The sequence below is a fragment of the Caballeronia sp. GAWG2-1 genome (assembly GCF_023631405.1).
In the GTDB taxonomy this organism is placed as follows: Bacteria; Pseudomonadota; Gammaproteobacteria; order Burkholderiales; family Burkholderiaceae; genus Caballeronia.
Window position 1 is genome coordinate 145361 of the sequence record NZ_JALQDD010000007.1, and the last position, 21774, is coordinate 167134.

Genomic DNA, 21774 nt, shown 5'->3' on the forward strand with positions numbered 1-21774 from the left:
GCTTGCGCCTCGGCCGAATGGCATAGGCCGCGCGCAGCGTTTCGATCCGTGCTAAAAAGCATCACGTCCGTATGGAAAAAAGCGAACGATTCAGCGTTTTCTTGCACGCGCCGCACGTTTGAAGGGGGCGACGAAGCTGAGCGCGCAGACGAAGAATGCGAACGCAAGCAAAGTTTCGAGCCAGGCGAGGCGCGCGGAGAGGCCGGTATCGGTCATGCCGCGCACGATGCCTTCGGCGAAGTAGAGCAAAACGAGCATCGAAGCCCATTGCAAGGTATAGACGTTGCGCTTGATGACACCGGGCAGCGCGCATGCAAGTGGCAGTGCTTTCAACGCGAGTACCCATGCGCCGGGACGCAGCGGCGCGAGCCACAGCTCCCAGAGAAGCGAGAGCACGATGAGCGCGGCAAGACTCGTCAGTGCACCGATGGCAAGCGGCGCATTCGTTCGCGGCTCGGTCAGCGAAGGTGCGGTCATGTTGGGCTTAAGCGGGCTCAAACGGACTCAAGCGGCCTTCGCGCCACGCACGAGGTCGAGCGCGGTGCGCGCGAGCCTTGTGCCGAGCGCGACGGCGAGCGCTTTCTCGTCGGCGGTGATGCCGTGCTGGCTGGCGTCGCCCGTGCGCGCATGATGCGATGCGCCGTAAGGCGTGCCGCCGCTTTGCGTGGTAGTCAGGCGCGACTCGGTGTAAGGAATGCCGACGATCAGCATGCCGTGATGCAGGAGCGGCAGCATCATCGAGAGCAGCGTGGTTTCCTGGCCGCCGTGCAGGCTGCCGGTGGAGGTGAAGACACTTGCTGGCTTGCCCGCGAGCGCGCCGGACAGCCACTGCGGCGTGGTTCCGTCGAGGAAATATTTGAGCGGCGCGGCCATGTTGCCGAAGCGCGTGGGCGAACCGAGCGCAAGACCCGCGCATTCCTCCAGATCGCGCAGCTCGGCGTAAGGCGGGCCGTCGGCGGGAATGTCGGGCTGCGTGGCTTCGCAGACGGTGGAAACCGGCGGCACCGTGCGCACCCGCGCGGCCATGCCAGGAACGCTGTCGACGCCCTGGGCGATGGCGAGCGCAAGCTCGCGGGTCGCGCCGTGGCGGCTGTAGTAGAGCACGAGGATGTCGTTCATAAGGCTTTTTTAGTGAACGGCTATTATAGGGATTAGCCTGTTTTTGGGGGCGCGCAGGGCAATAGCCTCACGCGGCCTCGCTTGGGAGAATGCGTTTGCGGCACGTTTTCATCGATCTCGCGGCAGTCAAGCGTCTCGCCGGTTTCGTCGCGCGGCGTCTTGGCGAGGATCGCGTCGCGCAGGTGGCGGGCAGTCTCACGTTCACGAGCGTGCTGTCCGTCGTGCCGCTCGCAACCGTCGCGTTCGCGCTCTTCACCGCATTTCCCATTTTCGGTTCGTTCCAGTCGTCGTTGCAGGACTTCCTCGCGGCGCATTTAATGCCGACGCAGATCAACACGCAGATCTTCAACTATCTGAACCAGTTTGCCGCGAAAGCGAAGGGCCTGACCACGGTCGGCCTCATTATCCTGTTCGTCACCTCGGTGATGACCATGATGACGATCGAATCGGCGCTCAACGTCATCTGGCGCGTGAAGAAGGCGCGCCCGTTCGCGCAACGCGTCATGGTCTATTGGGCCATCATCACACTCGGGCCTATTCTCTTCGGCTGCAGTCTTTCCATCTCGTCCTACGTGTTCGCGCATTCGATCGCGTTCGCGGGGTCGCACAATCTTATGCCGCCTATCGTCGAATGGGCGCTGACGGGCGTTTCGTTGCCGCTCACGGTGTTCGCCTTCACCATCATTTACGTGTTCATGCCGAACTGCAAGGTCGAATGGCGCGATGCCGTCATCGGCGGGCTGATTGCAGCGGTGGCGTTCGAACTGGGCAAGCGCGGCTTCGGCTACTACGTGCGGCGCATTCCCACTTACACCGCCGTGTATGGCGCGTTCGCCGCGCTGCCGGTGTTTCTGCTGTGGGTTTATCTCTGCTGGATGATCGCGCTCGTCGGTGCAATGGTGACGTCCGCGTTGCCGGCCATTCGCATCGGGCAATATCATCGGCGCGAGTTTCCGGGCAGCGACTTGCTTTACGCGCTCGAAATACTCGCGCGACTCGTCGAATTGCGCGACGAAGGCAAGCCTGGCTACACGGCGATGGAACTCGCCAAGATGGCGCGTTGCGATCTGGATACCTCCACGCGCCTGATCACGCGGCTCGATGCGCTCGGCTGGATCGGCCGGCTCGAAGACTCGAAGATGCCGCGTTTCGTGTTGATCGCCAACCCGGCGCACATCACCATGACCATGCTGTTCGACCAGTTCGTGATCGACCGGGAGGAACTGGATTATCAATTGCGTCTCGATGCCACGCATCTCGATCGCACGGCGCTGATGGAAGCGCTCGAAAACGACAGGCTCGAAGCCACGCTCAATTCACTCGTCGCGGCGCGCGCGGCGGCGCTCACAAACCCGCGCCTGCTCGAAACACCGCGTTCTTCCATGCCGCAACAACCGGCCTGAGCACACGGTTCAAAGCGAGATCCTGCCGATGCAGATGTCCTTGAACATCACCCAGTCGCCCATCAGGCTATAGACCGGATGGCGAAAGGTGGCAGGGCGGTTTTTTTCGAAAAAGAAGTGGCCGATCCACGCAAAGCCGTAGCCGCAGATCACAGCGGCCGGCAGCCAGAGCCAGTCGCCGGTGGCGATGGCCATGGCAATGCAGCCAATCACGCCGAGTGAGCCTAAAAAGTGCAGCCTGCGCGATGTCAGATTGCGATGCTCGTCCAGATAGTACGGATAGAACTCGGCGAAGTTCGCGAAGTGTTCTCCGTGTGTCGTCTGCGCCATGATCGCCTCCCGGTCGATGCGGTGCCTTCCACCTGACGAAAGCGCCAGCAAGATTCATTCTGCGACGGCGCGCGTGGTGGTGCAAGCGATGCAAGGCTTTGACGCGCGAGGCTTTAACTTCTTGCAAACCACGCGCTCACCGGTTTTTCCATGCACTTCGGTGCCAAGACAAACGACGCGTCCGGTTACCCGGCTATGTGCGCAAAATCGTCACTCGGACCTAATGCACCTACCGCTTCCCCACACCCTTCGGCGCCAAGACGAACGACGCGTCCGGTTACCCGGCTATGTGCGCAAAATCGTCACTCGGACCTAAAGCACCTACCGCTTCCCCACACCCTTCGGCGCCGAGACGAACGACGCGTCCGGTTACTCGGCTATCCGCGCAAAATCGTCACTCGGACCTAAAGCGCTTACCGCTTCCCCACACATTTCGGCGCCAAGACAAACGACGCGTCCGGTTCCTCGGCCAACAGCGCAGAATCGTCAATCGGTTCGAAAGCGCTTACCGTTCCCCCGCACACTTCAGCGCGAACGCAAACAACGTGTCCAGCACGGCATCCGGTTGCTCGGCCATCAGCGCATGACCGCCGTCCAATTCGACCGCGCTCACCGTTGCGCCCGCACGCTTCATCGCCTCGACGAGCGGGCGGGAGGCGCGCGGCGGCGTCATTACATCGCGCTTGCCGCTCAGTACGAGTACCGGACACTGCACCGTTGCAGCGCGTTCGAGCGCATCCGCGTAACCGTTGCACGCGCTGAAATCGGTGTGAAAAAGCTGCGCCTCGCCTTGAGCGCTGATGCGTTCCATCAGGCGCTGGTTGACGCCTCGCAACCAGAATCCGGGCGCCGGAGCCGACGGTTTCGCGGCGATGGTCGAATGCGACCATTGGTTGACCATATCGATCGCTTCCGGCTCGTGCTCGCGCGCGGCATCGAGAAGCATGTCGGAGACGGCCATCGGTGCGGCCGTGCTGACGAGCGCCAGTCCGAGCGCGCGGGCCGGATGGCGCGCGGCGGCATCGAGCGCGATCAGCGAACCCATGCTGTGCCCGACGAAAATGGCCTTGTCCGTATGGGCTGCATCGAGAAGGTGAATCGTCCAGTCGGCGAGCGCGGCGATGGTGCTCAACGCGGGCCCGGCGCTACGGCCATGCGCGGGCAGGTCGGGCGCGAGCACGCCGAAACCGTGATGCGCGAAGTAACGCGTCTGCAAGCCCCAAACGCTGTGATCGTGCTGCGCGCCGTGCAGGAAGACGATCGTTGGCCTGGCGGCATCGAACGGTTTGCCACCGGTGTAGGCATAGGCCGGGCGCCCGGCGATATCGAACATCATGCGCGGCTCCCAAGCGGCGCGGCGCGTGAGCCTTCGCTGCTTTTGCCGCTCTCTGCGCTTTCGGCCGCCTTTTGCGCTGCCTTGAGCCCGCGTTTGAGATCGTCGATGAGATCGTCCGCATCTTCCAGTCCGATAGACAAACGAATACGTCCCGGACCGATACCCGCCGCAGCGAGCGCCGCCGCGTCCATGCGAAAGTGCGTGGTCGAGGCGGGATGGATGACGAGCGAGCGCGCATCGCCGACATTGGCGAGATGCGAAAACAGCGTCAGCGACTCGATGAACTTGCGCGCCGCCGGCACGCCGCCACGCAGATCGAAGCTGAACACCGCGCCCGCACCGCGCGGCAGAAGCCTCTTGGCGAGCGCATGGTCGCGATGCGTCGGCAGTTCGGGATAAGCCACGCCTTCGACTGCCGGTGAACTCAGCAGGAATTCGATCACCTTGCGCGTATTCGCAACGTGCCTATCCATGCGCAACGGCAACGTTTCGATGCCTTGAAGCAACTGCCACGCAGCCTGCGGATGCAGACACGCGCCGAAGTCGCGCAGCCCTTCGCGCCGCGCGCGCAACAGGAACGGCGCAACCGTGCTTTCCTCGGCGAAGACCATGCCGTGAAAGCCGTCGTAAGGCTGGGTGAATTCGGGGAAGCGTCCGCTCGCCGCGAAGTCGAACGTGCCGCCATCCACCAGCACGCCGCCGATGGTCGTGCCATGACCGCCCAGAAACTTGGTCGCGGAGTGGTAGACCAGGTCGGCGCCGTGTTCGAACGGTCGCAGCAAGTAAGGCGTGGTGAAGGTCGAATCCACAAGCAGCGGCGCGCCATGTTCATGCGCGATCTCCGCGACGCCCGCGATATCGAGCACGTCGAGTCCCGGATTGCCGAGCGTTTCGCCGAAGAAGAGGCGCGTTTCTGGACGCGCCGCTTGACGCCACGCATCGAGATCGTGCGGCGCGACGAAGGTGGTCTCTATTCCGAAGCGCCGCAGCGTGTAGTGCAGCAGATTGTGCGAGCCGCCATACAGCGCGCTCGATGCCACGACGTGCGAGCCCGCGCCCATCAGTGTGGCGATGGCCAGATGCAGCGCCGCCTGGCCGCTCGCCGTGCCGATTGCACCCGCGCCGCCTTCCAGCGCCGCCACGCGTTCCTCGAAAACCGCCACCGTCGGGTTCGAGATGCGGGAATAGACATGCCCCGAGCGCTCCATGTTGAAGAGCGCGGCGGCGTGATCGGTATCGCGGAAAGTGAACGACGTGGTCTGGTAGATCGGCGTGGCGCGCGCCCCGGTCACGGGGTCGGGCGCGGCGCCCGCGTGCAGCGCGAGCGTGTCGAAGCGGTTGGCGGGCATGGTTGGCGGCCTGTGTGGAGCAGGTCAGGAAAATAGCGGTCGATCATCGTAACATCCGCCTCGCGCGGGAAAACCTAGGGCGAACACGCGCGCATCGAATGGGAGATCGGCCCGCAAAGCCTTATCCGAATGGCCAGACAAGGCTGCTTTGCTTTCTTTTTGCGGGCCTTTCCGATAGCATCGAAACATGGTTTCAAGAACGTTCGGCAATTGAACAGGCATTTCGCGAGGAGACAGTCATGCGAGTCAGCGACATTCTGAAAGTAAAGGGCAACGCGCTATTCACGGTCACGCCCGACACGCCGCTCGCCGAAGCAATCGACGCCATGGCGGCGCATGACATCGGCTCGCTCGTCGTCATGGAATATGGCGATCTGGCCGGCATGCTTACCTTCCGCGAAATCATCGTCACCTTGCGCGACAACGGCGGCAGCGTCGGCACAACGAGCATCCGCAAGATCATGGACGACCATCCGCTCACCTGCACGCCGGAAACGGACGTCAACGAAGTGCGGCGCATGATGCTCGAGCATCACGTGCGTTACTTGCCGGTCATGGAGAATCGCGCGCTGATGGGCGTGATCTCGTTTTATGATGTCGCGCGCGCGGTCGTCGAGGAACAAGGCTTCGAGAATCGCATGCTGAAAGCGTATATACGCGACTGGCCTGAGCAACAGGAAGAAGCGCGCTGAGCACCTGCCCGATCCAACGCTTCGACGCTTCGCGTGACACCCCATGGAAGCGCGCCCCGGTGGCGCGCTTTTTTTCGTCCGGCTCGAACGCCTTTGCAGGCTTCGAGCTTCTTTTCCCGTGACATCCGCATTCGATCGCGCGGCGCCATCCAAGCCCGGTTCGCGATCAACTCCGGATCAATTTTTGTAGATAGCCATGAGTAGTGAAAATCCGTCGCGTGCCTCGTCGCGCGCATCCCGCGCCGCACGCCACGACGAGAAAGGCCAGTTCGGTCTTTTGCGCGAACGCCGTTTCGCGCCGTTCTTCTGGACGCAGTTTCTAGGCGCGATGAACGACAACGTCTTCAAGGTCGGCTTTACGTCGCTCGTCACGTTTCAGGCGGCGCGCTTTTCCGGCGTCGATCCGGGCACGGCCGCGTTCCTCATTTCGGCCATCTTCATCGTGCCGTTCGTGCTGTTCTCCGCGACCTCAGGCCAGATCGCCGACAAATACGACAAGGCCACGCTCGCGCGCCTGGTCAAGAGCTTCGAGATTCTCGTCATGTTGATTGGCGGCGCGGGCTTCGTGCTGCATAGCGCGCCGCTTTTATACGTCTGCACATTTCTGATGGGCGTGCACTCCACGGTGTTCGGGCCGGTGAAGTATGCGTATCTGCCGCAGCATCTGGAGGCTTCCGAACTCGTCGGCGGCAACGGGCTCGTGGAAATGGGCACATTCGTCGCGATTCTCATCGGCACGATCGTCGGCGGGGCGGCGGCGGGTGCGGTCGAACACGGGGCGATGGTGCTCGCGGCGGCGTGTCTCGCGTTCGCGATCATCGGGCGCGTCGTATCGAGCTTCATTCCGAAGTCCAAGGCGTCGCAGCCGGATTTGCGCATCAACTGGAATCCGGTCTCGGAGACGTGGCGCAATCTCAAGCTCGCGAAAGCCGACCGTACCGTGTTCTTGAGCCTGCTCGGCATTTCATGGCTGTGGTTCGTCGGCGCGACTTTTCTCACGTCGTTCTTCAACTTCGCGAAGGACGTGCTCTCCGCGAACCCCGATGTCGTGACCATTCTCCTCGCGACGTTTTCGCTCGGCATCGCCACGGGTTCGCTCTTGTGCGAGAAGCTGTCGAAGCGGCGCGTCGAGATCGGACTGGTGCCGCTCGGGTCCATCGGCATCAGCGTGTTCGCCATCGATCTGTTCTTCGCCAGCCATCGGATTGCGCCGGCGGGGCATCTGCTCGGCGTTGCGGAGTTTCTGCTCGCGTTGCCGCACTGGCGCATTCTCGCGGACCTCTTTCTCCTTGCCATGTTCGGCGGCTTCTACAGCGTGCCGCTCTACGCGCTAATTCAGGCGCGCAGCCAGCCGACGCATCGGGCGCGCATCATCGCCGCGAACAATATCCTGAACTCGTTCTTCATGATCGTCTCGGCGTTGATGGCGCTCGGGCTCACGGCGCTCGGCGTAGGCATTCCCGGGCTCTTTCTCGCGACCGCGCTGCTCAACGTGGTTGTCGCCGTATACATCTATTCGCTCGTGCCGGAGTTTTTGCTGCGCTTCATGGCCTGGGTGCTGGTGCATACGTTCTACCGCATTCGTCTCGTGGATGCCGAGCGCATTCCATCGCGCGGCGCGGCGGTGCTGGTGTGCAATCACGTCAGTTTCGTCGATGCCATCGTCATCATGGCCGAAAGTCCGCGCCCGATCCGCTTCGTGATGGATCACCGCATCTTTCGCTCGCCGGTGATCGGCTGGCTGTTCCGCCATGTGAAGGCGATTCCGATCGCGCCCGCGCACGAAGACGCGGAATTGCTCGAACGCGCATACCAGAAATGCGCCGAAGCGCTCGAAGAGGGCGAGCTCGTGTGCATCTTTCCTGAAGGCAAACTCACGCGTACGGGCGAGATCAATCCGTTCAGGCACGGCATTTCGCAGATCCTGCGGCGGCATCCGGCGCCGGTCGTGCCGGTCGCGCTGCGAGGCTTGTGGGGCAGCGTGTTTTCGCGTCATGAAGATGCGCGCTGGCCGCGGCCTATCCAACGCGGCGTCATGACCCGCCTGACGCTGGCGGTAGGCGAACCGATCGCGCCGGAAGAGGCGACGCCGGAACGTTTGCAGCAGATCGTGACGGCGTTGCGCGGGGCGCGGCGCTAGATGCCACTGGCATAATGTCGGTTTCCCCGGCACTTTTCTAAGGTCGACGCTCATGTCCGGCAATACCCTTGGCACGCTTTTCACCGTCACCAACTTCGGCGAGTCGCACGGACCGGCGATCGGCTGCGTGATCGACGGCTGCCCGCCCGGCATGGCCCTGACCGAGGCCGATATCCAGGTCGAACTGGACCGCCGCCGTCCCGGCACGTCGCGCCACGTGACGCAGCGCCAGGAAGCGGATCAGGTAGAGATTCTCTCGGGCGTGTTCGAAGGCGTGACCACCGGCACGCCCATCGCGCTGCTTATCCGCAATACGGATCAGCGCAGCAAGGACTACGGCAATATCGTCGAAACCTTCCGCCCCGGTCACGCCGATTACACCTACTGGCAGAAATACGGCGTGCGCGACTATCGCGGCGGTGGCCGTTCGTCGGCGCGTCTGACGGCGCCGACAGTCGCGGCAGGCGCGGTCGCGAAGAAATGGTTGCGCGAAAAGTTCGGCGTGGAAACGCGCGGCTACATGAGCGCGCTCGGCGAGATTCCCATTCCGTTCGTCGGCTGGGAACATGTGCGCGAGAACCCGTTCTTCGCGCCGAATGCCGACGTGGTGCCGCAGCTCGAAGCGTACATGGACAACTTGCGGCGCGACGGCGACTCGGTCGGCGCGCGCATCGAAGTGGTCGCGAGCGGCGTGCCGGTCGGCTTGGGCGAGCCGCTTTACGATCGACTCGATGCGGACATCGCCAAGGCGATGATGGGCCTGAATGCAGCGAAGGGCGTCGAGATCGGCGCGGGCTTCGCGAGCGTGGCGCAACGCGGTTCGCAGCATGGCGACGAGATGACGCCCGAAGGTTTCGCGACCAACAATGCGGGCGGCATTCTCGGCGGCATTTCGAGCGGGCAGGACATCACCGTGTCGATTGCGATCAAGCCGACATCGAGCATTCGCACGGCGCGTCAGTCGATCGACAAATTGGGCGCGCCCGCGACTGTCGAGACCTTCGGCCGTCACGATCCGTGCGTGGGGATCCGCGCGACGCCTATCGCCGAGGCGCTGCTTGCGCTCGTGCTAATGGACCACGCGCTGAGGCATCGTGCGCAGAACGGCGATGTCGTCGTCGGCACACCGAAGATTGCGGCGCATACGCCGGCTAGTTGATCGCGCTTTGATTGCGCTTTTCTGAACGGCAGGCTTGACCGCGCCGGCGTTATCCTCGCCGATAAAAGCACGGCGCCGGTTCAAGACCGGCGCCGTACGGCAGCCGCGCCCACGCGCGGCCCACCATCTCACCCGATTACATATTCGGGTAATTCGGCCCGCCGCCGCCTTCAGGCGTCACCCACACGATATTCTGCGTTGGGTCCTTGATATCGCATGTCTTGCAATGCACGCAGTTTTGCGCGTTGATCTGCAGACGTTCGCCGCCATCGTCCGTCTTCACGAACTCGTACACCGCTGCCGGGCAATAACGTCCTTCCGGACCTGCATAGGTCCGCAAATTCACGTTCACCGGCACGCTCGGGTCTTTCAGCGTCAGATGCGCCGGCTGATTCTCTTCGTGATTCGTGTTCGAAATGAACACCGACGAAAGCCTGTCGAACGTCAGCTTGCCATCCGGCTTCGGATAAACGATCGGCTTGCTCTGCGACGCGGGCTTCAGCATCTCGTGATCCCAATGCTGATGATGCAGCGTCCACGGCACGTTGCCGCCCATGACCTTCTGTTCCAGCCCGACCATGAACGTGCCGAGGTACAGGCCCTTGCTCATCCACTGCTTGAAATTGCGCGCGCGATGCAGTTCGGTCTTGAGCCAGGAAGTATCGAAGGCTTCTGGATACGCGCTCAACTCGTCGCTCTGACGGCCCGCCTGCACCGCGTCGAAGGCGGCTTCGGCGGCCATCTTGCCGGACTTGATCGCCGCGTGGCTGCCCTTGATGCGCGATGCGTTCAAAAAGCCCGCGTCGTCGCCGGCCAGCGCGCCGCCCGGAAACACGAGCTTTGGCAACGACATCAGGCCGCCCGCGGTAATGGCGCGCGCGCCGTAGGAAATGCGCTTGCCGCCTTCGAGGAACGGGCGAATGGCCGGATGCGTCTTGTAGCGCTGAAACTCTTCGAACGGCGAAAGATACGGGTTTGAATAGCCGAGTCCGACCACAAAGCCCACCATCACCTGATTGTTGTCCATGTGATAAAGGAACGAGCCGCCGTACGTGTCGGGATCGAGCGGCCAGCCCGCCGTGTGGATAACGAGCCCCGGCTTGTGCTTGACGGGATCGATCTCCCACAATTCCTTGATGCCGATGCCATATACCTGCGGATCGGCATTCTGATTGAGCTTGAACTTGTCCATCAACTGACGGCCGAGATGCCCGCGCGCGCCTTCGCAGAATAACGTGTACTTCGCGTGCAATTCCATGCCGAGCTGGAAGTTCTCGGTCGGCTCGCCATCCTTGCCGATGCCCAGATTGCCGGTGACGACGCCTTTCACCGCGCCACTGTCGCTGTACAGCACTTCGGCGGCCGGAAAGCCCGGGAAGATCTCGACGCCCAGTTCCTCCGCCTGCGCGCCCAGCCAGCGCGTGACGTTGGCGAGACTCACGACGTAGTTGCCGTGATTCTTGAAGTTGTCGGGAAGCAGCCAGTTCGGCACCTGCTTCGCGCTGTCCTGCGTGAGAAAAAGGAAGCGGTCTTCGGTCACTTCGACGTCGAGCGGTGCGTTTCTTTCCTTCCAGTCGGGGATGAGTTCGGACAGACCGCGCGGGTCCATGACCGCGCCCGACAAAATGTGCGCGCCGATCTCCGAGCCTTTTTCCAGCACGCACACGCCGATTTCGACGCCTTTTTCCTGCGCAAGCTGCTTTAACCGGATAGCCGCCGACAAACCGGCTGGCCCGCCGCCGACGATGACGACGTCGTATTCCATCGATTCGCGGGGACCGTACTGCTCGATAAGGCTCGCCGGGGTCATCAATGCTCCTCTGTACCGTTAGAATGGCCTTTTAAGATCGCGTATTGTCAGCGAACGTCAGGCAGGCTGCAACCGACCTTGTCTGATCGAGTACGATCGTACTATTCTAGACGGCGCCGCGAAATCGGTGTCGATGCCACTAGCGGACTGGCGCATGCCGCGTGCCGCGTAAGGCCGAATCAACCGTAAAAGAAGGAAGCACAATGGGCCGTTCGATCAATCTGGAAGGCAAGGTCGCGCTGATTACCGGCGCGTCCAGTGGACTTGGAAAGCGTTTTGCGCAAGTACTGTCGCAAGCCGGCGCGAAAGTGGTGCTGGCGAGCCGTCGCACCGAGCGTCTCAAGGAATTGCGCGCGGAAATCGAGGCATCGGGTGGCGCGGCGCATGTCGTGTCGCTGGACGTGACCGACTATCAGAGCATCAAGTCCGCGGTCGCGCATGCGGAGACGGAAGCCGGTACCATCGACATCCTCGTGAATAATTCGGGTGTGTCGACCACGCAGAAGCTGACCGACGTCACGCCCTCCGACTACGAATACGTCTTCGGCACCAATGTGCGCGGCGCGTTTTTCGTGGCGCAAGAAGTAGCCAAGCGCATGATCATGCGCGGCAGCGGCGCGGCCAAGCCGGCGTATCGCATCATCAACGTGGCTTCGGTGGCGGGACTGCGCGTGTTTCCGCAGATCGGCCTCTACGCCATGAGCAAGGCGTCGGTCGTGCAGATGACCAAGGCCATGGCGCTCGAATGGGGCCGCCACGGCATCAATGTGAACGCCATCTGCCCGGGTTATATCGACACCGAAATCAATCACCATCACTGGAAAACCGAGCAAGGCCAGAAGCTCGTGTCGATGCTGCCGCGCCGCCGCGTGGGTTCGCCCGGCGACCTCGACGGCCTTCTGCTCTTACTCGCCGCCGACGAATCGCAGTTCATGAACGGCGCGGTCATCTCGGCGGACGACGGTTTTTCGCTCTGAGCGCGCGCGCTTTCTCGAACAGGCAAACATGAGCAACAACCCTTTTCACACCGTCTTCGAACTTTCCATGCCTATCCGTTGGGGTGACATGGACGCCTTCGGGCACGTCAACAACACCGTCTACTTCCGCTACATGGAGCAGGTGCGAATTTCGTGGTTCGAAGAGCTCGGCATCGTCGGATCGAACGCCGAGGGACAAGGGCCGGTGATCGTCAATGCGTCGATGGAATTCCTGCGGCAACTACATTATCCGGGCAACGTGATCGGCCGCATGTCGGTCGGCAAGCCCGGACGCAGCAGCCTGGAAACGCACTTCGAGCTGTATCGCGACGACGCGCCTGGTGAGCTCTTTGCAAAGGGCGCGGCCAAGATCGTGTGGGTGGATTACAAGGCGGGCAAGTCCGTGCCGCTGCCGGACTTGCTTCGTCAGATCATCGAGACGGCTGCGCCCGCACTATGAGCGTGCGCGCTCAGTTGCCGAGCAGGCGCTGCAGCAACTCCGTCGCGTTGCCCGTATCGTATTTGCGCATGAGCCGCGCGCGGTAGATATCGACCGTGCGCGGGCTGATGTCGAGCACGCGGCCAATCTGTTTGCTCGTCTTGCCGGTCACGAGTTGCGCGGCGATCTCCCTTTCGCGCGGCGTCAGTTCTATGGCCACACGCCGCGTCGCGCTCAAATCCTCGAAAGTCCAGACGCCTGCCGCATGCGGTGCGTCGCGCTCCAGCGCGCGGCCGGTGACGTGGCACCAGAACATTTCCCCATCCGAGCGCTTCATGATGCGATCGTCGCTGTAGGTGCCTTGCGTGCTGATATGCGCGGCAATACGCTCGCCGATGCGCGCAAACTCGTCCGGACTTGGATAAAGCACCTGAAACGACTCGCCGATGAGCGCCGCGCGCTCGAAGCCGAACATGGCGCAGACCTGCTCGTTGCAGTCCTCGATGATGCGCTCGCGCGAAAGCACGAGGCCAACGGGCGCGAGATGAAACGCGGTTTGGTAGTCCAGTTCAGGCATGAGGAAAAGGTGCGCCCGTGCTTCGCTCCCGGACGGAACCAAAGGGCGCGGGCAAAGACTTATGTATTTTTGCGTATTGTGCCGGATGGATCGCTAAGCGTAATCTTTGCTCAAGTCTAAACGCCGCCTTGCATGCCACGGCGGCCAAGAAAAGCCGGTTTTCAGTCGGGTTCACAAATGGAAGGGACAATCAGATGAACAAGGTCTATCCCAGCGCGAAGGCGGCGCTCGATGGCATCGTCAAGGACGGGCAGACATTCGCCGTCGGCGGTTTCGGGCTGTGCGGCATTCCCGAAGCGCTGATCGCGGCGTTGCGCGACTCGGGCGTGAAGGACATCACCTGCATCAGCAACAACGCGGGTGTCGACGGCTTCGGGCTCGGCCTCCTGCTCGAAACACGTCAGGTCAAGAAAATGATTTCGTCTTACGTGGGCGAAAACAAGGAATTCGAGCGGCAGTATCTGGCCGGCGAACTCGAACTCGAATTCACGCCGCAAGGCACGCTCGCCGAAAAACTGCGCGCGGGCGGCGCGGGCATCCCGGCGTTCTTCACGAACACGGGCTTCGGCACCGTGATCGCGGACGGCAAGGAAACGCGTCAGTTCGGCGAAAACCATTACGTGCTCGAGCATTCGCTGACAGCGGACGTCGGTATCGTGAAGGCATGGAAAGCCGACAAATCGGGCAATCTCATCTATCGCCGCACGGCGCGCAACTTCAATCCGATGTGCGCCATGGCCGGCAAGATCACCGTGGCCGAAGTGGAAGAGATCGTCGAAGTAGGCGAGCTCGATCCCGATCACATCCATACGCCGGGCATCTTCGTGCAGCGGCTCGTCCTGAATGCGCACCCTGAAAAGCGCATTGAGCAACGTATCGTCCGCGCGAAAGGAGAATGACCATGGCTTGGACTCGTGATCAGATGGCCGCGCGCGCGGCGAAGGAATTGCAGGACGGCTTCTATGTGAACCTCGGCATCGGCTTGCCGACGCTCGTTGCCAACCATGTGCCGGACGGCATGGAAGTATGGCTGCAATCGGAGAACGGCCTGCTCGGCATCGGCCCGTCGCCGACCGAAGAAGAAGTGGACGCCGATCTCATCAACGCCGGCAAGCAGACGGTGACCACGCTGCCGGGCTCGTCGATCTTTTCGTCGGCGGATTCATTCGCGATGATCCGCGGCGGCCACATCAACCTGGCGATTCTCGGCGCCATGCAGATCAGCAAGACGGGCGACCTCGCCAACTGGATGATTCCCGGCAAGATGATCAAGGGCATGGGCGGCGCGATGGACCTCGTAGCGGGCGTGAAGAAAGTCGTCGTGCTGATGGAACACGTCGCGAAGGGCGACCAGCACAAGATTCTCGAAGAATGCTCGCTGCCGCTGACGGGCGTGGGCGTGGTGGATCGCATCATCACGGACCTCGGCGTGATCGACGTGACCGAGAATGGTCTCAAGCTCGTCGAACTGGCCGATGGCGTCAGTGCCGAGGAGATTCAGCAAAAGACCGGCGCGCCGTTGGATGTCAGCGGCGTGAAGTAATCGGGTTGAAGTAAAGCGGCGTCTTTCGACGTGGAAAGGCGGGTGGGGCTGCGAGGCTTCGCCCGCTTTGTTTTTGATCACCGTGGTCAAGGGGTCGTCCGTTCGGCCGATGTTCAGTCGGTTTCGCGCGCGGCGCTTACAATCGATTCGACATCTTCCTGCGAGGAATACCCATGAGCACATCCATCGTCGTCGAAGCGCCGCATCCGGCGGCCGCCGTGCCGCGCCAGCGTTTCGTGCAGTGTTCGAGCCCGGCCGGTCTGCATCGCACGGCCTACACCGAATGGGGCGATCCCGCCAATCCGCGCGTGCTGATGTGCGTGCATGGCCTGACGCGCTCGGGCCGCGACTTCGACAAGGTGGCGCAGGCGCTCGCAAACGAGTATCGCGTGGTGTGTCCGGATGTCGTCGGGCGTGGTCTGTCGGACTGGCTCGCCGACCCGCGCCATTACGGCGTGCCGCAGTACGTCGCGGACATGGTGACGCTCATCGCGCGTCTGAACGTGGAAACGGTGGACTGGTTCGGCACCTCGATGGGCGGACTCATCGGCATGGCGCTCGGCGGCTTGCCGAATACGCCGATTCGCAAGATGCTCATCAACGACGTGGGACCGCATATCGAGCCCATCGCGCTCACGCGTATCGGGGAATATCTCGGCAAGCCCACGCGCTTCGCCTCGCTCGATGAAGGCGTGCGGCACGCCGCCGCGCTTGCGGCTTCGTTCGGCAATCTCACGGACGAGGAGTGGGCAAGCATCAATACGCCGCTTCTGCACGAGAAGGACGGCGCGTGGCGCTTTCGCTACGACCCGGACATCGCGAAGCCGTTCAAGGCGTCGACGCCCGAACAGAACGCGGCGGGTGAAGCGTACTTGTGGCATGCGCTGGCCTCGTTCAAGACGCCGGTGCTCGTCGTGAGAGGAGAGCATTCGGACTTGCTGTCGCGCGAGACGGTCAAGCGAATGGTGTCGAAAGGGCAGGCGGTCACGAGCGTCGAAGTGGCGGATACCGGACACGCGCCGGCCTTCCTCGCGGCGGACCAGATCGCCACCGCGCGCGCCTTCTTTCTCGGAAATGACGCGGGCGCGGCATAATATCGGGCTGAGCGCCTGGCGCTTTATCCCAATTTGCATCTTCATCGAACAGGAACGCATATGGCAGTTACTCGTCATCACGTCGGCGCACGGCTTTCGGAAATCGCCATCCACAACGGCACCGTGTATCTCGCGGGCCAGATCGCCGAGGACACCGACCAGGACATCACCGGCCAGACGCGCGAAGTGCTCGGCCATATCGACCGTTTGCTCGAAGAAGCGAACAGCGACAAGTCGCATCTGTTGTCGGTGCAAATCTACGTCTCCGACATGGTGCACTTCGCCGCGATGAACGCCGTGTGGGACTCGTGGGTCGCCGCGGGCAACACGCCGCCGCGCGCTACCGTCGAAGCGAAGCTCGCGAACCCCGCATGCCTGGTGGAAGTCGTCGTCGTGGCGGCGCAGCGCTAAGCAGGTTCGCCGAAGAGCAGTCATTCGCGCATGACCGAGTCCGCCGTTATCGCCGACACCTTGCCGGAGCCATCCATCGACGATGCGCTCGCGTTCATCCGCGAGCACGCGAAGGATGCGCGCGTCTCGACGGGCGAACTGCTCACCGAGCACGCGGAAGGCACGGCGCGCATCATGCAGACGCTCAACGTCGACGCTCACGCGATCGCCGCTGCGGCGCTCTTCGTGTTGACGCCGCATCTGGACGACCCGGAAAAGGTTATCGAGGAGCGCTTCGGCGCGGAAGTGCAGCGGCTCGTCGGCGATGTGCGCAAGCTCTTGCGTCTCGGCTCCGTCAGTTCGCGCGCCACGCTCGCGGACTTACCCGAGAACACGCGCGACGCACAGGCCGCGCGGCGCGCGCAAGTCGAATCATTGCGCAAGATGTTGCTTGCTTTCGCGCAGGATATTCGCGTGGTGCTGATTCGCCTCGCGTCGCGCCTGCAAACCTTGCGCTATCACGCGGCCAACAAGATCGATCCCTCGCCCGATGTGCCACGCGAGACCATGGAAATCTACGCGCCGCTCGCGAACCGTCTCGGCATCTGGCAACTCAAGTGGGAGCTCGAAGACCTGTCGTTCCGCTTCGAGGACCCGGTCACGTACAAGCGCATCGCGAAGCTGCTCGACGAGAAGCGCGTGGAGCGCCAGTCTTATGTCACGGACGCCATCGCGCGGCTGCAGACTGAACTCGATACCGCGCAGATCAAGGCCGAAGTCAGCGGCCGGCCAAAGCACATCTACAGCATCTGGAAGAAGATGCGCGGCAAGCATCTCGATTTCTCCGAACTGAACGATGTGCGCGCGTTTCGCGTGATCGTCGGGGACATCAAGGACTGCTATACCGTGCTCGGCATCGTGCACAACTTGTGGCAGCCGGTGCCGCGCGAGTTCGACGACTACATCTCGCGGCCCAAGCCGAATGGCTACAAGTCGCTGCATACGGTCGTGATCGGCGACGACGGGCGCGCGTTCGAAGTGCAGATCCGTACCTACGAGATGCATCAGTTTGCCGAGTATGGCGTGGCGGCGCACTGGCGCTACAAGGAAGCGGGCACGCGCGGCTACGCGGGCCAGGTCACGGCAAGCGAGAAGTACGACGAGAAAATCGCCTTTCTGCGCCAGTTGCTTGCCTGGAAGGACGATGTCGAAGGCGAGCAGCCCGGTTGGCAGCAGTTGCGCGACGCCACCCTCGACGACGACCACATCTATGTGCTGACGCCCCAGGCGCGCGTGATCGCGTTGCCGCACGGCGCGACAGCGGTCGACTTCGCGTATCACCTGCATAGCGAGCTTGGGCATCGCTGTCGCGGCGCACGTGTCGATGGCGTCATGGTGCCGCTCAACACGCCGCTGCAGAACGGGCAGACGGTCGAGATCGTCGCGGTGAAGGAGGGCGGCCCGTCGCGCGACTGGCTCAATCCGCAGCTCGGCTATCTGCACAGCCCGCGCGCGCGGCAGAAGGTGCGCGCGTGGTTCAACACGATCGATGCGGCGGAGAACATCGCGGAAGGTCGCGCGATCGTCGAAAAGACGCTGCAGCGCGAAGGGAAGACCTCGGTCAATCTCGATCAGCTCGCGAGCAAGCTCGGCTTCAAGGCGCCCGAGGATCTGTACTCGGTCGTCGGCAAGGACGAATTCAGCCTGCGCAATATCGAACAGGCCTTGAGCGATACGCCGCCCCCCGAGCCCGAACTCGAAACGCCCGAGCAGTTCGAAAAGCGCAGCAGCGGACAGAGCGTGGCGCTCGGGGCATCGACGGGCGTGCTGGTCGTCGGCGTCGATGCGTTGCTCACGCAGCTCGCGCGTTGCTGCCGCCCGGCGCCGCCGGACCCTATCGCGGGGTTCGTCACGCGCGGCAAGGGCATGTCCATTCATCGGTCCGATTGCGCGACGTTCCAGCGCATGGCGCAGCGTTCGCCCGAGCGCGTGCTGCATACGACGTGGTCGGCGCAGGTGATGAACGGGCGTGGGTCGTCGGTGTATCCGGTGGATTTGTCGGTCGAGTCGGCGGATCGGCAGGGACTATTGCGCGACATCACTGAAGTCTTCGCGCGCGAGAAAATCAACGTGATAGGCGTGAAGACGCAAAGCCGGCGCAACGTGGCCTACATGCAGTTCACCGTGGAAGTGTCCAACGCGATGCAGATTCAACGCGCGTGCACCTTGCTCGGGGAAGTCGTGGGCGTGATCCGCGCGGCGCGCCGAGCCTGAACGCAAGCTACGGCCGGGAGCGTCACTGCGCGAAAAGTTGAACGGATCGACGAATAATTTTTCGATTCATCGCACAGATGCACTTGCCAAAAATCGAAACGCTCCATATAATCTCACTTCTTTCAGGCTCGTAGCTCAGCTGGTTAGAGCACCACCTTGACATGGTGGGGGTCGTTGGTTCGAGTCCAATCGAGCCTACCAACGAAAACGAAGCCTCGGTCCGCCGAGTCTTCAATCCGCAAGAAGCGCATTGCGCACAAGGCGAAAAAATATGGCACGTCGAACGTTGACCGAAACAACTTCGGAGCGACGCTAGTCGAGGACCTAATTCGCCTTCTGCCAATCTGTTTGCGGTATGTGTGAAAAGTGAATGCGGCCCCTCGATAGCGGGGCCGCATTTTTTTTGTCTCTCGGGTTTTGCACGGTATCGAGCGGCATGTTTTAGTCGAACTCGCCTGGCGTGAGCTGGCGTCTTGGAGAACGAAATGGTTTCGGTACGTTTGCCTGATGGGTCGGTCCGTCAATACGACCACCCGGTGACCGTCGCGGAAGTCGCGGCATCGATCGGCGCGGGTCTCGCCAAGGCCGCGCTTGCCGGCAAGCTCAACGGCGAGCTCGTCGACACGTCGTTTGTCATCGACCAGGATTCGTCGCTCGCCATCGTCACGGACAAAGATCCGGAAGGCGTCGATGTCGTTCGTCACTCTGCCGCGCACTTGCTGGCCTACGCGGTCAAGGACTTGTTCCCCGAGGCGCAGGTGACCATCGGGCCGGTCATCGACAACGGCTTCTATTACGACTTCGCGTACAGCCGTCCCTTCACGCCCGAAGACCTCGAGAAGATCGAAAAGCGCATGCAGGACCTCGTCAAGAAAGACGAGCCCGTGTCGCGGCGCGTGGTGTCGCGCGACGAAGCGGTCGAGTACTTCAAGAGCATCGGCGAGAAGTACAAGGCGGAGATCATCGAATCGATCCCGGCTTCGGACGAAATCAAGCTCTATTCGCACGGCGGTTTCACCGACCTGTGCCGTGGTCCGCACGTGCCGTCCACCGGCAAGCTGAAGGTCTTCAAGCTCATGAAGGTCGCGGGCGCGTACTGGCGCGGCGACTCGAAGAACGAACAGTTGCAGCGTATCTACGGCACCGCCTGGACCAAGAAGGAAGACCAGGAAGCGTATCTCCACATGCTCGAAGAAGCGGAGAAGCGCGATCATCGCAAGCTCGGCAAGCAGCTCGACCTGTTCCATTTGCAGGACGAAGCGCCGGGCATGGTGTTCTGGCATCCGAAGGGCTGGTCGCTGTGGCAGCAGGTCGAGCAGTACATGCGCCGTCGGATCAATGAGGCCGGCTATCTCGAGATCAAGACCCCGATGGTCATGGACCGCTCGCTGTGGGAAGCGTCCGGCCATTGGCAGAACTATCGCGAGAACATGTTCACGACCGAGTCCGAGAAGCGCGACTATGCCATCAAGCCGATGAACTGCCCGGGCCATGTGCAGGTGTTCAATCACGGCCTTCGGTCGTATCGCGATCTGCCGCTGCGCTACGCGGAGTTCGGATCGTGCCATCGCAACGAGCCGTCGGGCGCGTTGCATGGTCTCATGCGCGTGCGCGGTTTCGTTCAGGACGACGCGCACATCTTCTGCACGGAAGATCAGTTCATCGCCGAATCGATCGCGTTCAATACGCTCGCGATGAGCGTGTACAAGGACTTCGGCTTCGATCACATCGACATCAAGTTGTCGCTGCGTCCGGAGCAGCGCGCCGGTACCGACGAAACCTGGGATCGCGCGGAGCAAGGCCTGCGTGACGCGCTCACCGCGTGCGGCCTGCAGTGGCAAGAACTCGCGGGCGAGGGCGCGTTTTATGGTCCGAAGATCGAGTATCACATCAAGGACGCGCTCGGCCGGTCCTGGCAATGCGGTACGCTGCAGCTCGACATGGTGTTGCCGGAGCGTCTCGGCGCGGAGTACGTCGGCGAGGACAACAGCCGCCGCCGTCCGGTCATGCTCCATCGCGCCATCGTCGGGTCGATGGAGCGTTTCCTTGGCATCCTGATTGAGCACCACGCCGGTGCAATGCCGCCGTGGCTCGCGCCTGTGCAGGCAGTCGTGCTGAATATTGCCGAAAGTCAGGCCGAATATGCGGCTTCTCTGGCCCAATCGTTGCAAAAACAAGGGCTTAGAGTTGAGAGCGATTTGCGCAATGAGAAGATTAGCTATAAAATACGCGAGCACACGCTGCAAAAGGTTCCGTATTTGCTGGTCGTCGGAGACAAAGAGCGTGATGCACAAACCGTAGCCGTGCGTGCTCGTGGCGGTGTCGATCTGGGCGTGATGCCGGTCGACGCATTCCTCGAACGTCTGCAGCAGGAAGTGCGGGCGTTCAAGTAAGTCACTCGCAGCGCGGCTTGTTTTTTCATATTTAGAGGAAACGTAACATCGCTACTGATAAGTCGTCACATCGCATCAACGGTGAAATCACTGCGCCGGAAGTGCGCTTGGTCGGAGTGGACAACGAGCCGCTCGGAATCGTGAAACTGGCCGAGGCTTTCCGTCAATCGGAACAGCTCGACGTGGATCTGGTCGAAATCGCGCCGCAGGCTTCACCGCCTGTCTGCCGTTTGATGGATTACGGCAAGTTCAAGTACTCGGAAGCGAAGAAGCAGCACGAGGCGAAGCTCAAGCAGAAGATCGTGCAGGTGAAGGAAGTCAAATTCCGCCCCGGCACGGACGACGGTGATTACAACGTCAAGCTGCGTAACCTCACGCGCTTCCTCGAAGACGGCGACAAGACGAAAATCACGTTGCGTTTCCGCGGGCGGGAAATGGCGCACCAGGAAATCGGCATGCGCATGCTCGAACGTCTGAAGACGGATCTGGACGAATACGGTCAGGTCGAGCAAATGCCGAAGATGGAAGGGCGTCAGATGATCATGGTGCTTGCCCCGAAGAAAAAGGGTAAGTAACGAGCGTCGTAAAGCGTTGGATCGCGCGCCGTTGAAAAGCGTGAGCGCGGCATCGCAGGTGGTTTCAGGGCTGGCGTCACTTTGGTGACGCCGCTCATGAAAAGCGGTAGCCACAAAAGGCTGTCCGCACATAAGTGGAGCGTGGGTTTCGAAGGGCGGCAAGGGGTCCGATGT

The 21774-nt window shown here is 62.0% G+C and carries 20 protein-coding genes and 1 tRNA gene; 14 read left to right on the forward strand and 7 right to left on the reverse strand.

Features of this window, described 5'->3' with window-relative positions:
- Positions 1–90 precede the first annotated feature (90 nt).
- Both NCR98_RS05530 and wrbA read right to left on the reverse strand, forming a co-directional pair.
- On the reverse strand, positions 91–477 hold the full coding sequence (locus NCR98_RS05530) for a DUF2069 domain-containing protein (protein ID WP_250525712.1): 387 nt from the start codon (positions 475–477) through the stop codon (positions 91–93).
- A 27-nt stretch (positions 478–504) separates the two neighbouring features.
- The gene (wrbA, locus tag NCR98_RS05535; RefSeq protein ID WP_250492215.1) at positions 505–1119 is read right to left on the reverse strand and encodes an NAD(P)H:quinone oxidoreductase; all 615 of its coding nucleotides are present in this window, start codon (positions 1117–1119) and stop codon (positions 505–507) included.
- A 95-nt stretch (positions 1120–1214) separates the two neighbouring features.
- Between wrbA and NCR98_RS05540 the strand changes: the two genes are divergently transcribed.
- Complete coding sequence (locus NCR98_RS05540) at positions 1215–2522, forward strand: YihY family inner membrane protein (protein ID WP_370652103.1); 1308 nt, start codon at positions 1215–1217, stop codon at positions 2520–2522.
- A gap of 9 nt (positions 2523–2531) precedes the next feature.
- Here NCR98_RS05540 and NCR98_RS05545 read toward each other — a convergent pair whose 3' ends face one another.
- The 3 genes from NCR98_RS05545 to NCR98_RS05555 all read right to left on the reverse strand — a co-directional run bounded on the left by NCR98_RS05545 (position 2532) and on the right by NCR98_RS05555 (position 5537).
- Entirely contained in the window at positions 2532–2852 is a 321-nt protein-coding gene (locus tag NCR98_RS05545; RefSeq protein ID WP_244827684.1) for an Mpo1-like protein, read from the reverse strand.
- 505 nt (positions 2853–3357) lie between these two features.
- A complete protein-coding gene (locus NCR98_RS05550; RefSeq protein ID WP_250525713.1) occupies positions 3358–4188 on the reverse strand; it encodes an alpha/beta fold hydrolase in 831 nt (276 codons plus the stop codon).
- On the reverse strand, positions 4185–5537 hold the full coding sequence (locus NCR98_RS05555) for an O-acetylhomoserine aminocarboxypropyltransferase (RefSeq protein WP_250464404.1): 1353 nt from the start codon (positions 5535–5537) through the stop codon (positions 4185–4187). Before NCR98_RS05555 ends, NCR98_RS05550 begins: the two co-directional genes overlap by 4 nt.
- Before the next feature lie 239 nt (positions 5538–5776).
- Between NCR98_RS05555 and NCR98_RS05560 the strand changes: the two genes are divergently transcribed.
- The 3 genes from NCR98_RS05560 to aroC all read left to right on the forward strand — a co-directional run bounded on the left by NCR98_RS05560 (position 5777) and on the right by aroC (position 9528).
- Complete coding sequence (locus NCR98_RS05560; RefSeq protein ID WP_244827687.1) at positions 5777–6229, forward strand: CBS domain-containing protein; 453 nt, start codon at positions 5777–5779, stop codon at positions 6227–6229.
- 196 nt (positions 6230–6425) lie between these two features.
- Positions 6426–8369 carry an MFS transporter gene (locus NCR98_RS05565; RefSeq protein ID WP_250525714.1) on the forward strand — a complete coding sequence of 648 codons (1944 nt, stop codon included), beginning with the start codon at positions 6426–6428 and terminating at the stop codon, positions 8367–8369.
- A gap of 52 nt (positions 8370–8421) precedes the next feature.
- Positions 8422–9528 (forward strand): chorismate synthase, encoded by a 1107-nt coding sequence (gene aroC, locus NCR98_RS05570; RefSeq protein WP_250525715.1) that lies wholly within the window; start codon positions 8422–8424, stop codon positions 9526–9528.
- 136 nt (positions 9529–9664) lie between these two features.
- Here the strand turns inward: aroC and NCR98_RS05575 are convergent, their stop codons facing one another.
- Positions 9665–11338, reverse strand: a complete 1674-nt coding sequence (locus NCR98_RS05575; protein ID WP_250492220.1) for an electron transfer flavoprotein-ubiquinone oxidoreductase — start codon at positions 11336–11338, stop codon at positions 9665–9667.
- Between the two features lie 203 nt (positions 11339–11541).
- Between NCR98_RS05575 and NCR98_RS05580 the strand changes: the two genes are divergently transcribed.
- A complete protein-coding gene (locus NCR98_RS05580; protein WP_244827691.1) occupies positions 11542–12315 on the forward strand; it encodes an SDR family oxidoreductase in 774 nt (257 codons plus the stop codon).
- Between the two features lie 28 nt (positions 12316–12343).
- Positions 12344–12775, forward strand: a complete 432-nt coding sequence (locus tag NCR98_RS05585) for an acyl-CoA thioesterase (RefSeq protein ID WP_244827692.1) — start codon at positions 12344–12346, stop codon at positions 12773–12775.
- Positions 12776–12785: 10 nt separating this feature from the next.
- On the opposite strand, the gene NCR98_RS05590 is transcribed toward NCR98_RS05585, so the two are convergent.
- Positions 12786–13331, reverse strand: a complete 546-nt coding sequence (locus tag NCR98_RS05590) for a LuxR C-terminal-related transcriptional regulator (protein WP_250464414.1) — start codon at positions 13329–13331, stop codon at positions 12786–12788.
- A gap of 194 nt (positions 13332–13525) precedes the next feature.
- Here NCR98_RS05590 and NCR98_RS05595 point away from each other — a divergent pair, with 194 nt between their 5' ends.
- From NCR98_RS05595 to infC, 8 genes are all read left to right on the forward strand, one after another.
- Positions 13526–14230 carry a CoA transferase subunit A gene (locus NCR98_RS05595; protein ID WP_244827694.1) on the forward strand — a complete coding sequence of 235 codons (705 nt, stop codon included), beginning with the start codon at positions 13526–13528 and terminating at the stop codon, positions 14228–14230.
- A 2-nt stretch (positions 14231–14232) separates the two neighbouring features.
- Positions 14233–14874, forward strand: a complete 642-nt coding sequence (locus tag NCR98_RS05600) for a CoA transferase subunit B (RefSeq protein ID WP_244827695.1) — start codon at positions 14233–14235, stop codon at positions 14872–14874.
- A 173-nt stretch (positions 14875–15047) separates the two neighbouring features.
- Positions 15048–15968, forward strand: coding sequence for an alpha/beta fold hydrolase (locus NCR98_RS05605; RefSeq protein ID WP_250525716.1), 921 nt, complete (start codon positions 15048–15050; stop codon positions 15966–15968).
- Positions 15969–16028: 60 nt separating this feature from the next.
- Positions 16029–16379 carry a RidA family protein gene (locus NCR98_RS05610; protein WP_244827697.1) on the forward strand — a complete coding sequence of 117 codons (351 nt, stop codon included), beginning with the start codon at positions 16029–16031 and terminating at the stop codon, positions 16377–16379.
- A 30-nt stretch (positions 16380–16409) separates the two neighbouring features.
- Positions 16410–18632: a RelA/SpoT family protein gene (locus NCR98_RS05615; RefSeq protein WP_250464417.1), complete on the forward strand. Its 2223-nt coding sequence runs from the start codon at positions 16410–16412 to the stop codon at positions 18630–18632.
- Between the two features lie 124 nt (positions 18633–18756).
- Positions 18757–18833, forward strand: a tRNA-Val gene (locus NCR98_RS05620).
- Positions 18834–19117: 284 nt separating this feature from the next.
- A complete protein-coding gene (gene thrS, locus NCR98_RS05625) occupies positions 19118–21025 on the forward strand; it encodes a threonine--tRNA ligase (protein WP_244827699.1) in 1908 nt (635 codons plus the stop codon).
- Positions 21026–21072: 47 nt separating this feature from the next.
- Positions 21073–21600 (forward strand): translation initiation factor IF-3, encoded by a 528-nt coding sequence (infC, locus tag NCR98_RS05630; RefSeq protein ID WP_074168877.1) that lies wholly within the window; start codon positions 21073–21075, stop codon positions 21598–21600.
- Positions 21601–21774 lie beyond the last annotated feature (174 nt).